The 13,161-nt window shown below is 43.5% G+C and carries 14 protein-coding genes, 2 tRNA genes and 1 pseudogene; 14 read left to right on the top strand and 3 right to left on the bottom strand.

All coding sequences use genetic code 11. From position 1 onward, the window contains the following. Positions 1–14 precede the first annotated feature (14 nt). Together E2L07_RS00155 and E2L07_RS00150 are read right to left on the bottom strand one after the other, a co-directional pair. Positions 15–815 (bottom strand): DUF817 domain-containing protein, encoded by an 801-nt coding sequence (locus E2L07_RS00155; RefSeq protein ID WP_134228524.1) that lies wholly within the window; start codon positions 813–815, stop codon positions 15–17. A 142-nt stretch (positions 816–957) separates the two neighbouring features. Further along, positions 958–1,215, bottom strand: a complete 258-nt coding sequence (locus tag E2L07_RS00150) for a hypothetical protein (protein WP_134228523.1) — start codon at positions 1,213–1,215, stop codon at positions 958–960. Between the two features lie 401 nt (positions 1,216–1,616). Between E2L07_RS00150 and E2L07_RS00145 the strand changes: the two genes are divergently transcribed. The 3 genes and pseudogenes from E2L07_RS00145 to E2L07_RS00135 form a co-directional block, all read left to right on the top strand. Then, positions 1,617–2,153 (top strand): GNAT family N-acetyltransferase, encoded by a 537-nt coding sequence (locus E2L07_RS00145; RefSeq protein ID WP_134228522.1) that lies wholly within the window; start codon positions 1,617–1,619, stop codon positions 2,151–2,153. A 27-nt stretch (positions 2,154–2,180) separates the two neighbouring features. Further along, on the top strand, positions 2,181–2,594 hold the full coding sequence (locus E2L07_RS00140; RefSeq protein WP_134228521.1) for a hypothetical protein: 414 nt from the start codon (positions 2,181–2,183) through the stop codon (positions 2,592–2,594). A 415-nt stretch (positions 2,595–3,009) separates the two neighbouring features. After that, positions 3,010–3,156, top strand: a pseudogene (locus E2L07_RS00135) (GNAT family N-acetyltransferase); the annotation flags it as partial. A 277-nt stretch (positions 3,157–3,433) separates the two neighbouring features. Here E2L07_RS00135 and E2L07_RS00130 read toward each other — a convergent pair. Beyond that, the gene (locus tag E2L07_RS00130) at positions 3,434–3,658 is read right to left on the bottom strand and encodes a helix-turn-helix domain-containing protein (protein WP_010899219.1); all 225 of its coding nucleotides are present in this window, start codon (positions 3,656–3,658) and stop codon (positions 3,434–3,436) included. Positions 3,659–4,283: 625 nt separating this feature from the next. Between E2L07_RS00130 and E2L07_RS00125 the strand changes: the two genes are divergently transcribed. The 11 genes from E2L07_RS00125 to E2L07_RS00075 all read left to right on the top strand — a co-directional run bounded on the left by E2L07_RS00125 (position 4,284) and on the right by E2L07_RS00075 (position 13,004). Next, on the top strand, positions 4,284–4,547 hold the full coding sequence (locus E2L07_RS00125; protein WP_010899218.1) for a phosphocarrier protein HPr: 264 nt from the start codon (positions 4,284–4,286) through the stop codon (positions 4,545–4,547). A gap of 2 nt (positions 4,548–4,549) precedes the next feature. Then, positions 4,550–6,268, top strand: coding sequence for a phosphoenolpyruvate--protein phosphotransferase (gene ptsP, locus E2L07_RS00120; protein WP_134228520.1), 1,719 nt, complete (start codon positions 4,550–4,552; stop codon positions 6,266–6,268). A 163-nt stretch (positions 6,269–6,431) separates the two neighbouring features. Further along, complete coding sequence (locus E2L07_RS00115; RefSeq protein WP_134228575.1) at positions 6,432–6,845, top strand: MarR family winged helix-turn-helix transcriptional regulator; 414 nt, start codon at positions 6,432–6,434, stop codon at positions 6,843–6,845. A 10-nt stretch (positions 6,846–6,855) separates the two neighbouring features. Then, a complete protein-coding gene (gene racE / locus E2L07_RS00110; protein ID WP_053430567.1) occupies positions 6,856–7,656 on the top strand; it encodes a glutamate racemase in 801 nt (266 codons plus the stop codon). 176 nt (positions 7,657–7,832) lie between these two features. After that, complete coding sequence (locus tag E2L07_RS00105; RefSeq protein ID WP_134228519.1) at positions 7,833–8,930, top strand: GerMN domain-containing protein; 1,098 nt, start codon at positions 7,833–7,835, stop codon at positions 8,928–8,930. A 225-nt stretch (positions 8,931–9,155) separates the two neighbouring features. Continuing rightward, complete coding sequence (gene rph, locus E2L07_RS00100) at positions 9,156–9,929, top strand: ribonuclease PH (protein WP_134228518.1); 774 nt, start codon at positions 9,156–9,158, stop codon at positions 9,927–9,929. Continuing rightward, positions 9,926–10,510, top strand: coding sequence for an XTP/dITP diphosphatase (locus E2L07_RS00095; protein WP_010899211.1), 585 nt, complete (start codon positions 9,926–9,928; stop codon positions 10,508–10,510). Before rph ends, E2L07_RS00095 begins: the two co-directional genes overlap by 4 nt. A 27-nt stretch (positions 10,511–10,537) precedes the next feature. Then, on the top strand, positions 10,538–11,047 hold the full coding sequence (locus E2L07_RS00090; RefSeq protein ID WP_134228517.1) for a metallophosphoesterase family protein: 510 nt from the start codon (positions 10,538–10,540) through the stop codon (positions 11,045–11,047). 328 nt (positions 11,048–11,375) lie between these two features. Next, a tRNA-Gly gene (locus tag E2L07_RS00085) sits at positions 11,376–11,449 on the top strand. A 4-nt stretch (positions 11,450–11,453) separates the two neighbouring features. Further along, positions 11,454–11,530, top strand: a tRNA-Arg gene (locus E2L07_RS00080). Between the two features lie 256 nt (positions 11,531–11,786). Next, positions 11,787–13,004: an ISL3-like element IS651 family transposase gene (locus E2L07_RS00075; protein ID WP_134228516.1), complete on the top strand. Its 1,218-nt coding sequence runs from the start codon at positions 11,787–11,789 to the stop codon at positions 13,002–13,004. Positions 13,005–13,161 lie beyond the last annotated feature (157 nt).

Here is a 13,161-nt window from a genome sequence, read left to right as displayed (position 1 = left end):
AGTCTTGGCTTCCCTTATTTATTTAATGTCAACATTTGCTCCTCTTTACATATTTTCATTTGCAGCCTTCGCTCTTTTAAATGTTTGAGCATGGCGACGATTAGAAAACTAACAATAACGAGCAAGAGCCAGGAGCTTATTTTTCCTATTTTTACTAGCTCCCACTGATGCTCTTGGTTCGGGTATTGCCATGCGCCAAAGAACGTGGCAATGTTTTCAGCAATCCAGATGAAAAAGCCGATGAGGACAAACGAAAATGAGAGCGGCATCGAATACGTCCGGTGGTTGACGGTAAAGAAAACAAACGTGCGGAAGAAAAGGAGCAGTGTCGCCACTTTTAACAACCAGCGAATATCGTAAAGATAATGATTCGTGTAAAAGTTAAAATAAATCAGACCACTAAGAATGACAACCGTCCACGTCGGAGGCCAATTCGTTAACCGCAAGTCAAGTCGCTTCCACGCTTGGCACATATAACTTGCTACACTCGCATACATAAAGCCACTGTACAATGGAACGCCAAAAATCTTCGTGATAGCTTCCTCAGGATAGCTCCACGACCCCATATGAACTTTGTAAATCTCAAGTCCAAGTCCGATCACATGAAAGACACAAATCACTTTCAATTCATCGATCGTTTCCAATTTAGAGACGACCATCAACACTTGAGTCAGAAGGCAAACAAGTAGAATGAAATCATAGCGGGGCATAAACGGGATGTCTACCAATTTTGTAATCGCAAGAGTCAGAAAGATCACGACGGGAAAAAGACAGGCTTTTGCCTGAGCTAGACCAAAAAACCATAATTGTTTCATTAGAACTCCTTATTTTGCCTTTTTGTCTATTATGGCGAGTGTAAAATCGTTGTTCAAGTGATACTTTCATCATAAGTTCATGAAAAGATTCCGTAAAATAGAAAAAGCCAAGGGATCTCTTGGCTTTTAACACTTTATGTCGTTATTGTGTGTCTAATTCTTCGGTGACAGCTGGATTAAATAGCGCATGGGGCATAGACTGATCCAAAACTTCCATTGATTGTTCATCAGCATAGCTTTTTATCTCTTCCTCGATCTTTCGTAAGTCTTCTTTTACAAGCTCAAAAGACTGATCATCACCATTCATTTCGGCTAATTTTGTTTGTAGCATTTGCCGCGTTTCCATTAAAACATGGAGATTCATCAATCTTTCGACATAGGTTAGCGAACGATGTTCCATACAACCCTCCCTAACGTGGCATGTTTTAAGTTTTCCCTCACTTGAGAGGGGTATGTATCATGTCATAAATGAATCCGGAAAAAGCCCTTAAAAAAATTGGAACCAAATCGGTGTTGAAAATGATAAACAGCTCATGTCTACTAGACAAAAGATAGGTGCACTGTCTATCCTAAAGATGAAACATATGACTGGGGGAATGAACTGTGGGGCGAAAGTGGTTTGTTGTCAACCTATTATATAAATCAATAAAGACAGGGATACCAAACAGGGCAATATAATAAAAAAGTACGTAGCAAATCCTCCTAAAAACAAAATCATTGGTAACCTTTTACTAATCTACCTTTGATTTTATCGTATACGACTAGTTTTCGTCTAGAAGGACGTTAGAAATGAGGGATGGCATGCTATTTCAGAAGGAAGGTTTACAAGTTCGCCGATTAGAGGAAAAGGACGAGGAGCTTTTAGTAAAATGGCTTTCTTCCCCAATTGTTCTCGAATTTTATGAGGGGCGTGACAAATCATTCAATCTAAACAAAGTTCGCGATGTTTTTTATGATTCTGCTGATGAGACAGTGAAATGTTTGATCGAGTATGAAGGGAATCCGATCGGATACATCCAATATTATCAATTAGATGAAAAAACAAAAAGGGACTTTGGCTATACTAACGAGCTGATTTTTGGAATGGATCAATTTATAGGAGAAGCTGGTTATTGGAATAAAGGAATTGGATCGTTACTTGTATCGTCAATGGTGCACTACTTACTTAAGGAAAAACCAGCGGGCAGAGTTATAATGGACCCACAAATCCGGAATAAAAGAGCGTTAAGGTGCTATGAAAAATGCGGCTTTAACAAAGTTCGAATTCTTCCTAAGCATGAACTTCATGAAGGGAAGTATCAGGATTGTTGGTTGCTTGAGTATAAAGATGGGAAATAGAAACATTAAATGAAAGAAGGGATGGACATGAGGTTCAAATTTCACATGGTTGTGATCGTTTTTCTTGCCAGTGTCTCAGTCGCTTGTGTCCCAAATGAGTGGAGTGTGGAAGCAGGGGAAATGGACCGAGCGGAAGTCGAAGAAGAACCTGAGATCTTTGTCTTCGGGGTCGAATTGGCAAAAGTAAAGGATAAAACCATTCGCAATCAAATCGCGAGCCATCATTTCTTGCGTGACGCTTTTATCCAGGATAAAGACATGAGAGAGCAGTTACAGAAAGCAGAAACAGCGATGGAGGCGGAGGTGGGCCTCGCTAAGTATTGGAATGCGGAAAATGCTGAGTATTTAGAGGCGATGGGGTCTTTTGAAGAAGCGGAGAGAGTGAGGGAACAGCAAGAAGCAATGAAAAAATATGATCCGGACGGAGTGCTAGCGGATTAATTGCTAAAGACTTGGAAGCTGATTATAGCCGTAATCGGCGCAGACTTGAACAAGTATCTAATAAACTTCTGTAGCCCTTTGTAAATTCCATCTCTAGAGGGCTACTTTTTTAGACGTTTTACCAACAAAAATAGAATCCAGCCAATTAAAATGATACTACCTATGAAACCAATTTGTACGAAAGCTGCTCCAAAATCAAATTCTGCCATCGAATATGTACTCCTTAACTCGTTTAGTAGGATATTAGATCATAAACTTCTTATTATGATCAATATGGCGTTGCCCATACAATAATATAACACATTGCTACAATGAATGGTTGTACTTGTTATGTTTGTCTCTTTAACTTCTAACAATCAAAAATGGGAACGATCGGTCATATTATGATGAAATTTATCGGAGTCGGAATGATTTTAATAAGATCTGGTTAGGAGTGTGGGAAAAGAACGAGAATGCTATTGCTTTTTATCAGAAGATGGGGTTTGTTCCAAGGGGAGCCCACTCTTTTTATATGGGAGATGAAGAACAGATAGATATGATCATGACCAAAGCACTGAGCTAGCTTTAGTAATGGAGGTGTTATTATGTATATTCCGAAATACTATAAGATCACGGATGTTAATGAGTAGGGGAGAACTGAATTTATAATAAAAGGAACAAATAAAATTAAGAATAGCACCACACTTGAGGAGAGCCATTTAGGCTCGTCATCAAATAAAGGCGTAAATCATGCCATAAAAAAATTCAGGTGACCTAGCTCCCAAAAGGAAAGCATAAGTCACCCGGTTCACCACAAAGCGGTGATCACAGGGGAGCGAGTCAAAGGTAGTTACGCGACCTTAGATCTCCAGTTCCCCTAATCGGATCAGTTCGATGACCGCTTGAGAGCGCCCCTTGACCCCAAGCTTTTGCATCGTGTTGGAAATATGATTACGAACGGTTTTTTCACTGATGAAAAGTTGTTCAGCTATTTCTTTCGTCGTCTTGTCTTGAACTAACAATTCGAAGACTTCCCGCTCCCTTTTTGTGAGTAAGGGCTTTGGTCCGAATTCTGCTCCCTTCAATGGGTTCACTCCTTCTTGCACGGGCCGAAGCTACATTTGACATCTCCGTCTCATGTCTGTGTAAGAAGGGGTTTAGTCAACATAGTATATGTGATGAAAATCAGACACGTGAATAGGAACATCCCTATTGTGAAAATTATGGGGAGATAAGGGCGAGTGATTGACGCTTGGCCCTTCACTAGGTAAAATGACGTTAGCTCTCATATTTAGTGTATTCGCATGGCAAGACCGTGATACGGGATGGAGGGCGATGCTTCCCTGTCGTTTGTTTTTTATTGAAAGCCCGACTTCAGTTGTGCTATAATTTCTGTTAGCTAGGTATGAAGTGGTGCAAACACGAGTGCTTACATACTTCATAAGCTACAACAATATAAAGTGCACTGAAAATACGTGTTACTGATTCGATCAGGCATAAGTAGGGAAGTGTATATGAAAAAGGTGTAGGGAATGCTAAAGGTTGTCCCTTCATTCATCATGTGCGATTCTTTACTGTGTCTTTTTTTATTGTTTCCTTGTTTGTCCTTACAGCAAAGAGAAAACGGGTACATAAACAAGGAAGGGATGAAGTGAAACTGGAATAGTTTCCATTTATCATAAAAATATTCAAGGAAAGAGGTTGTTTTCTATGGCAGAAAAAACGTTTACCATTACAGCGGAAACTGGGATTCACGCACGTCCTGCAACACAGCTTGTGAACAAAGCGGGGCAGTATTCTTCAGAGATCACTCTTGAATACAAAGGGAAAGCTGTTAACTTGAAATCCATCATGGGCGTTATGTCACTTGGCGTTGGCAAAGGTGCACAAGTGACGATCAAAGCAGAAGGTTCTGATGAAGCTGAAGCGCTTAAAGGTATTGAAGAAGTGATTAAGGAAGGATTAGGAGAATAAGCATGCATCACAAAATTACTGGCATCGCTGCGTCATCTGGCGTAGCGATCGCCAAAGCATTCATTCACCTAGAACCAAACGTTGACATAAAAAAAACGTCCATCACAGATGTTTCAACAGAGATCGAAAAATTAACAGCCGCTCTCGAAAAATCAAAAGAAGAGCTAAGAGCGATCAAAGATCAAACAGAAGCTAGTATGGGAGCCGACAAGGCTGAGATTTTTGCGGCGCATTTGCTAGTACTTGACGACCCTGAACTCGTGGATGGGATCAAAGGGAAAATCGAGAATGAGCAAATGAACGCAGAATATGCATTAAAAGAAGTATCCGACATGTTTGTCTCCATGTTTGAAAGCATGGACAATGAATATATGAAAGAACGAGCGGCCGACATTCGTGACGTTTCGAAGCGGGTGTTAGGGCATCTTATTGGCGTGGAAACTGGTTCTCTGGCAACAATTGCTGAAGAAACGGTTATTATCGCAGAGGATTTAACGCCTTCAGATACAGCTCAATTGAACAAACAATTCGTTAAAGGATTTGCGACCGATATTGGAGGACGTACGTCCCATTCGGCGATTATGTCCCGATCACTTGAAATTCCAGCGGTTGTTGGAACGAAGGAAGTAACAGAGAAAATTCAACATGGCGATATGGTGATCGTTGACGGCATCGAGGGAATTGTGATCGTCAATCCTACTGAAGAAGAAGTGAAAGCCTATGAAGAAAAACGCGCGGCCTTTGAAAAGCAGAAGCAAGAATGGGCCAAGCTCGTAGGGGAGCCTTCCACAACGAAGGATGGCGCTCATGTTGAATTAGCTGCAAACATTGGGACTCCAAAAGATGTTGATGGTGTTCTAGCCAATGGCGGCGAAGGCATCGGCCTTTACCGAACAGAGTTTTTATATATGGATCGCGATCAGCTTCCGACGGAAGAGGAGCAATTTGAAGCATACAAGGAAGTTGTACAGCGAATGGACGGAAAGCCTGTTGTCATTCGCACCCTAGATATTGGGGGAGATAAGGAACTTTCCTACCTACAGCTACCGAAAGAGCTTAATCCGTTCCTTGGTTTCCGGGCGATTCGTCTGTGCCTTGAAAAACAAGATATTTTCCGGACCCAACTCCGTGCCTTGCTTCGCGCAAGCACATACGGTAACTTAAAGGTGATGTTTCCAATGATCGCCACCCTTGAAGAGCTTCGCCAAGCAAAAGCGATCATGCAAGAGGAAAAAGACAAGCTTCTTAGTGAAGGAGTGGACGTATCCGATTCAATTGAAGTGGGAATCATGGTAGAAATCCCATCGACGGCGGTAGCGGCTAATCTTTTTGCAAAAGAAGTAGACTTTTTCAGTATCGGAACGAACGACTTAATTCAATATACGATGGCTGCTGACCGCATGAATGAGCGAGTCTCCTACCTGTATCAGCCATACCACCCTGCGATTTTACGCCTCGTCGATATGGTTATTAAAGCAGCTCATAGCGAAGGCAAGTGGGTCGGGATGTGCGGTGAAATGGCTGGAGATGAAGTGGCGATTCCACTCTTGCTTGGTCTTGGATTGGACGAGTTCAGCATGAGTGCAACATCGATTTTACCAGCTCGCAGCCAACTTTTGAAGCTATCGAAAGAAGAGCTTAAACCGTTTGCACAAAAAGCGTTAATGCATGATACAGCAGAGGAAGTTGAGCAACTTGTAAAGAAAACGTACTTGAAATAATGGAAAGGGCTGCCCGTTAGGTCGGCTCTTTTCCATGTGAAAAAACTGTGTCGAACCTTGCAATTCCTATAAAAAACAGCGAAAATATAGGATAAGAGTACTTTAATCAGGAGGTTCCACAGTGGAGCGACGCCAAGTAGAGCAAATTGAAAAATCATTACGAATGGTGGCAGAAATCGTAAAACAGAAGGGGCGGGAAATATTAACCCACTTCCCGATTACGCCCCCCCAGTTTGTTGCGCTGCAATGGTTAAATGAACATGGGGATATGACGATAGGTGAATTGTCACAAAAAATGTATTTAGCTTGCAGTACAACAACCGATTTGATCGATCGGATGGAGAAAAACCATTTAGTGGAGCGAGTCAAAGATCAAAATGATCGGCGCGTCATTCGTATTCATTTATTAGAACGTGGAAAAACAATCATTGAAGAAGTGATCCGTAAACGTCAAGAATATTTAACGGATATCTTAGAAAAGTTTTCAGACGAAGAAGTGAGCATGTTTGAAAACTATTTAAATGTCTTGTATGACGAGATGCAGGCCAAAAAAGAGGAAGAGAAAAAAAGAAATTGAGGGAAATCGAATGGATAGACCAATAGGGGTTATAGATTCAGGCCTTGGCGGGCTAACGGTCGCTAAGGAACTGATAAGACAGTTACCGAAAGAAGAGCTAATTTACATCGGGGATTCAAAGCGCTGTCCGTATGGTCCTCGTCCACCGCATGAAGTGAGGACTTACACATGGCAAATGATCGAGTATTTAACGAAGCAGGAGATTAAAATGCTCGTCATTGCCTGTAATACTGCTGCAGCAGTCGTCTTGGATGAGGTGAAGGAGAAGCTCTCTATTCCTGTCGTCGGAGTTGTCCAACCGGGAGCGATTAGCGCACTAAAAGTGACGAAGAATGAACATGTGGCCGTCATTGGGACAACAGGCACGATTCAAAGCGGGGCCTATGAGCACACGTTGAAAAAGATCAACAATCGGGTACAGGTTGAAAGTTTGGCATGCCCCCCATTTGTCCCTCTAGTGGAACGAGGGATTTTTTCAGGTCCTGAGGCATTAGAGACCTGTTCAGAAACCCTTAAGCCTTTACAAGGGAAAGGGTTCGACACGCTCATTTTAGGCTGCACCCACTACCCGTTATTAAAGCCTGTGATCCAAGAGGTGATGGGATCAGACATTCAGATCATTTCCTCGGGGGACGAAACGGCGCGAGAAGTAAGTGGATTACTTTATCATAAGCAGAGGTTGCGTACTTGTAATGAAGCACCAGAACATCATTTTTACACAACGGGTGATGCGAAAAGCTTCAAGCGATTAGCAGATGTCTGGTTAGAAATGAATGTTCCAGGGGTAGAAACGATTACCCTTGAGTCATAGAAAGAAAACGAAAATCACACTACTCCATGGTGTGATTTTTTCTTTTGTGTGAACGCTCATTCCTTTATTAGCTTACCGATATAATTCTTTTTTACGGCTTTTCCAAGATAGATGGTCTAATTTGTGGGCAGGCTCGTATACATTTAGTACAAACATGCTGAGGAGGGAATAGGGAAATGCGCAAAATCCTAAGAAAAGGGGCGCCGTTTGTCATCATTGCGGCATCGCTTGCTGTATTTGCGGCGTGCTCTTCTGGAGCCAACGAAGCCTTAAATGAAATGGATACACCGCCTGTCAATTATGTAGAAGAAGGCGAATCATTAGAGTTAGAGGAAGAAGGGGTTCCAGAGGACGAAGGCGAGCGTGAGGAGAAAGGAGAAGAAGGGGATGAAGAATCAGCCGTAGAAGAAACAGTCAATCGTGAGCTGTATTTGCTAGATGAAAACGGCATGGTCGTCCCGCAAACGTTACCGCTGCCAAAATCCGACGGTGTGTTGAAACAATCCCTTGAATATTTAGTTGAGGGTGGCCCTGTCACGAATTTATTACCGAATGGGTTCCAAGCGGTGCTTCCTCCAGATACGGAGATGTCTGTCAATTTAGAGGACGGTGTAGCCGTTGTTGACTTCTCGAAAGAGTTTACCGAATACGATGGGGAGAAGGAACAACAAATTCTTCAATCGATTACATGGACGCTTACCCAATTTGAAAACGTAGAAAAAGTAAAACTTCAAGTGAACGGTCATGAGCTCGAGAAAATGCCGGTTAATGGAACACCGATTGGTGATGGTTATAGCCGTGCCAATGGAATTAACTTAGAATCGGGCGATGTGGTTGATGTCGTCAACAGCGAGGCGGTCACCCTTTACTTTCTTGCCCAGTCTGGAGATCAGACGTACTATGTCCCGGTTACTCGCCGGGTCAATGTGAAAGACAATTCGTTTGCGACGGCGGTGGAGGAGCTTTTAAATGGGCCGATGGTGACGTCTCCTTTAGTCACCGATTTCCGCAATGGGGTTGAGCTATTGGACGAACCGAAATACGAAAATGGCGTCGTCACCCTGAACTTCAACGAAGCGCTTTTAAGTCAAATGCAAGCAACTGCCGTTTCGGATGAAATCATTAACATGTTAGCCTTAACGCTTACAGAGCAAGACGGTGTGGAAAAAGTAGCGATTCAAGTCAACGGAGAGACTAACATTTTAAATGAGCAAGGTGAATTTGTGGCAGAGCCTGTTTCTAGGCCAAGTCAAGTGAACACTGGGAAGTTTTAAGGCGTTTCATGAATTGGACAAATGGAGTTTTGGTTATTATAATCATAAGGACGGAGGTAGCATGAAGCGCTACCTTTTCTTTTTGCACGATTGGAAAGGATATCGTTTTTCGGAAGTCAGAAAAACGATAACTTTTGCGAGTAAAGGCTCAATGAATGAGCTAAGTTTTTCTTTTATACGAATACATAAACTAGAATGGACACGCGGATAAGGAGGAATAAGAACATGAGAATGGATGAACGAAAGGCCGATGAATTGCGGCCCATTTCAATCGAAATCAACTACTTACACCATCCTGAAGGCTCCGTATTAATTTCAATAGGGAACACGAAGGTTATTTGTACGGCGAGCTTAGAGGATCGGGTTCCTCCTTTTTTACGAGGGCAAGGCAAAGGTTGGATTACCGCCGAATATTCCATGCTTCCACGTGCGACTGAGCAACGGAACATGCGTGAGTCGACAAGAGGAAAAGTAAGCGGACGGACAATGGAAATTCAACGTTTAATTGGACGAGCGCTGAGATCCATTATTGATTTAGATAAAATCGGTGAACGGACCGTGTGGATTGACTGTGATGTGATCCAGGCAGATGGGGGGACGCGGACGACGTCGATTACAGGCGCCTTTGTCGCGCTTTCGCTTGCGATGGAAAAAGCATTGGCGAATGGAGCGATCCAAGAATGGCCAATTGATGACTTTCTAGCAGCAGTTTCTGTTGGGATTGATCCGAAGCTTGGAGCGATCCTTGATTTATGCTACGCTGAAGATGCACAGGCAGAAGTGGATATGAACGTTGTCATGACAGGGAAAGGTGAGTATGTAGAACTTCAAGGAACGGGGGAAGAGGCGACCTTCTCTCACAATCAGTTGCTTACGATTTTAGCCTTGGCCGATAAAGGGATTAAGCAATTAATCGAGGCACAACGGAATGCATTAGGAGCGATTGCCAATCGTGTGGATGAAGCGAAGCAAAAAAAGAAGGAACAATCGGAAGCATGAAAGAATGGATCGTTGCAACAAAAAATAAGGGCAAGGTAGCAGAGTTCGAAGCCATTTTAGGTAAGAGAGGGTTTTCGGTCAAATCACTTCTCGATTACCCAGCAATTGAAGACATCGAAGAAACGGGAAGTACATTTAATGAAAATGCGACAATCAAGGCAGAGGCGATTGCCGAGCGTTTTCAACGGCCTGTACTTGCTGACGATTCAGGATTAATCATCGACGCCTTGGACGGACGTCCGGGCATTTTCTCTGCTCGGTATGCAGGGGAAGAAAAGGATGATCAAAAAAACATCGAAAAAGTCCTTCGCGAATTACAAGACATCCCGTGGAAAGCGCGAACTGCACGCTTCCATTGCTCCATCGCGCTCGCCCGCCCGCAGGCAGAGACAATCGTGTTTGAAGGAACGTGTGAAGGGTATATCACAACAGAGCCAAAAGGAACGGGTGGCTTTGGGTACGATCCAATTTTTTATGTACCGTCCCATGACAAAACGATGGCAGAATTGACGCAGGAAGAGAAAAACAAGCTAAGTCACCGATACCACGCGTTAAAGCAGTTGGATAAGTGGCTTGATTAATTGGGGAACAAAAAGGGTGTGATCCAGATGAAACTGTTAATTCTTAGCGATAGTCATGGCTGGAGCGATGAACTAAAGGCGGTTGCGGACAAGCATCGCCAGGAAGTGGATGCCATCATCCATTGTGGCGATTCTGAACTACCCCGAGACGATCGCGCCCTTGAAGGCATGAATATCGTTCGAGGGAATTGCGATTTTGGCGTTGATTTTCCTGAGGACTTTATAAAAACAGTAGGTGATTTTAACGTTTATGTGACACATGGCCATTTATACAACGTAAAAATGAATTACGTCTCCCTTACGTATCGTGCAGAAGAGGTAGGGGCACAACTTGTTTGCTTCGGTCATTCCCATGTGGCCACAAGCTTCCAAGAAAACGGTATTGTTTTTGTGAATCCGGGAAGCCTTCGATTGCCGAGAAACAGGAAAGAACAAACGTATTGTCTTGCATATGTGAGAGACGATCAGATCGAACTCACATTTTTGGATCGCGACGGCCATGAAGTAACTGACCTTCAACGGACGTACCTACGTTAACCGGAATGGGAAGTTTTTTCTCCCCATTCCGGAATAAACTAGTTGACATTCATTTTATTTTTCGCTATTATAATAGAGGTCGCTGTATTATCAGAAGCCACTTTGCCTCGACGCATCAGGCTGCAAAGCATAGCTAGAAGAGGAAGAGGCATGAAAAAGTAATTTCAGAAAGCCAACTTTAATGCGGGTGTAGTTTAGTGGTAAAACCTCAGCCACGAGCGACACATCTGCCGAAAAAGCTCCGAGTTGCCTCGACGCATCAGGCTGCAAAGCATAGCTAGAAGAGGAAGAGGCATGAAAAAGTAATGTTCAGAAAGCCAACTTTAATGCGGGTGTAGTTTAGTGGTAAAACCTCAGCCTTCCAAGCTGATGTCGTGAGTTCGATTCTCATCACCCGCTCCATCGAGTCCCAGTAGCTCAGCTGGATAGAGCAACGGCCTTCTAAGCCGTCGGTCGGGAGTTCGAATCTCTCCTGGGACGCCATTTAGCTACATAAAGTAACCTTTGGTAACAACAAGGGATGGAACAGATAAAGGATGCTATCACAGACTGTGAAAGCATCCTTTTTTTGATGGATAATAACGGAGGATTGAAGAATATACTGCTTTTGAAACATACGGCTCTACAATAAATGTTGGGGTTTTTGCACAAAAGAGGGCAAAAAAAATGCACGCAGGCTCCTTTATCCATTATCCTTGAATTGTCGAGAAACAAAGAAAGGATAGGAGCTGCGTGTACGATGAATTTTACCATGGATTTGCCCGGATTAAAAGGTGTGAAGGTCACAAAGATGGAGGAACGAGAGGGCTTTATCGCGCTCCATGTAGAAATGCCGCGAACGCCTCATCGTTGCCCATCCTGCGGGGAGAGAACCGAGAGAATCCATGATTACCGCATCCAAAAAGTTCAACATCTCAAGCTCTTTGAACGGTGGGTGTATCGATTCTATCGAAAGCGCCGGTACGCGTGCAGATGCGGGAAGCGGTTTGCGGAGAAAGCCTGTTTTGTAGAGCGATATCAGCGTCAGACAGTAGAATGGAATCAAGCGTTTCGCTTACGGCTCATTCAAGGGAAGAACTTTACGGACACAGCGAATCAATTCCAAACGTCCGTGACAACTGCCATGCGCCGGTTTGATCAATTGGCGGCCCCCCTCGTGAAGAAGGTGGATCACCTTCCTCCTCGGATTGCGATTGATGATTACAAAGGGGATACGAATGCGGGGAAATATCAAGTGATCATTGCGGATGCAGATACACGGAAGCCACTGGATATCTTACCGGATCGTAAAGCCGATACGCTTAAACGATATCTTCAAGAGAAGGGTCATCATGTGAAAACAGTCGTGATGGATCTTAGTTATACCTTCAAGTCGGCTGTTCAAAAGGCCTTAGGCCACCCGCTCATCATTGGGGATCCGTTCCATTTCTGTCGTTACATCTACTGGGCTCTGGAAGGGGTTCGCCGCCGAGTGCAAAAAGCGTTCCATCCGTATCATCGAAAACGATGTAAACGGATCAAACATCTGTTTCAGAAAGAGAGAGAAGGACTGGATGATAAGCAAAAGAAGAAGGTGGAGCGGTACTTAGAGCTATCCCCTGATTTAAGGGAAGCGTATGAGCTAAAAGAACATTTTCGTCAGTGGTATCAAGAAGCGAAGATGCAAGGAAGGGAAGGACGAATGAGCGAGGTGAAACAAGGGCTCTACGCCTTTTACCGAAGAGTGGAGGCGAGCCCGTTAAAGGAGTTCCACCGAGCCATTCAGACGCTGAAGAACTGGCAGACCGAGATCTTGAATAGCTTCGCGTTTGGCTTAAACAATGGTTTTATTGAAGGACTGAATAATCAAACGAAGGTGATTAAGAGAAATGCCTTTGGTTTTCGGCGTTATGATCGCTTGCGAAACCGTATTCTCTTGCATCATCCATTCAAACATCAGACATTCGGGGTAGGATAAGAGGGGCTCGCCCTCCTATGCCACCCCAACATTTGACTAAGAACCCCGAAAAAGCCATTTTATAAAAAATGGTGGGTCTGGTTAATCGCAGTTATTGTTATTTTTGCGGCTGTTTCAGGAGGAGATGATGACTCCTCAGAGACTGCACAAGAACCTG

Source organism: Halalkalibacterium halodurans, assembly GCF_004376175.1.
GTDB lineage: Bacteria > Bacillota > Bacilli > Bacillales > Bacillaceae_D > Halalkalibacterium > Halalkalibacterium halodurans.
This window is presented reverse-complemented; position numbering and strand designations above follow the sequence as displayed.

Excerpts from the sequence above, each read along its gene's own strand:
- E2L07_RS00155 (WP_134228524.1), bottom strand. The coding sequence starts at position 815 with ATGAAACAATTATGGTTTTTTGGTCTAGCTCAGGCAAAAGCCTGTCTT.
- E2L07_RS00150 (WP_134228523.1), bottom strand. The coding sequence starts at position 1,215 with ATGGAACATCGTTCGCTAACCTATGTCGAAAGATTGATGAATCTCCAT.
- E2L07_RS00145 (WP_134228522.1), top strand. The coding sequence starts at position 1,617 with ATGCTATTTCAGAAGGAAGGTTTACAAGTTCGCCGATTAGAGGAAAAG.
- E2L07_RS00140 (WP_134228521.1), top strand. The coding sequence starts at position 2,181 with ATGAGGTTCAAATTTCACATGGTTGTGATCGTTTTTCTTGCCAGTGTC.
- E2L07_RS00125 (WP_010899218.1), top strand. The coding sequence starts at position 4,284 with ATGGCAGAAAAAACGTTTACCATTACAGCGGAAACTGGGATTCACGCA.
- ptsP (WP_134228520.1), top strand. The coding sequence starts at position 4,550 with ATGCATCACAAAATTACTGGCATCGCTGCGTCATCTGGCGTAGCGATC.
- E2L07_RS00115 (WP_134228575.1), top strand. The coding sequence starts at position 6,432 with ATGGTGGCAGAAATCGTAAAACAGAAGGGGCGGGAAATATTAACCCAC.
- racE (WP_053430567.1), top strand. The coding sequence starts at position 6,856 with ATGGATAGACCAATAGGGGTTATAGATTCAGGCCTTGGCGGGCTAACG.
- E2L07_RS00105 (WP_134228519.1), top strand. The coding sequence starts at position 7,833 with ATGCGCAAAATCCTAAGAAAAGGGGCGCCGTTTGTCATCATTGCGGCA.
- rph (WP_134228518.1), top strand. The coding sequence starts at position 9,156 with ATGAGAATGGATGAACGAAAGGCCGATGAATTGCGGCCCATTTCAATC.
- E2L07_RS00095 (WP_010899211.1), top strand. The coding sequence starts at position 9,926 with ATGAAAGAATGGATCGTTGCAACAAAAAATAAGGGCAAGGTAGCAGAG.
- E2L07_RS00090 (WP_134228517.1), top strand. The coding sequence starts at position 10,538 with ATGAAACTGTTAATTCTTAGCGATAGTCATGGCTGGAGCGATGAACTA.
- E2L07_RS00075 (WP_134228516.1), top strand. The coding sequence starts at position 11,787 with ATGAATTTTACCATGGATTTGCCCGGATTAAAAGGTGTGAAGGTCACA.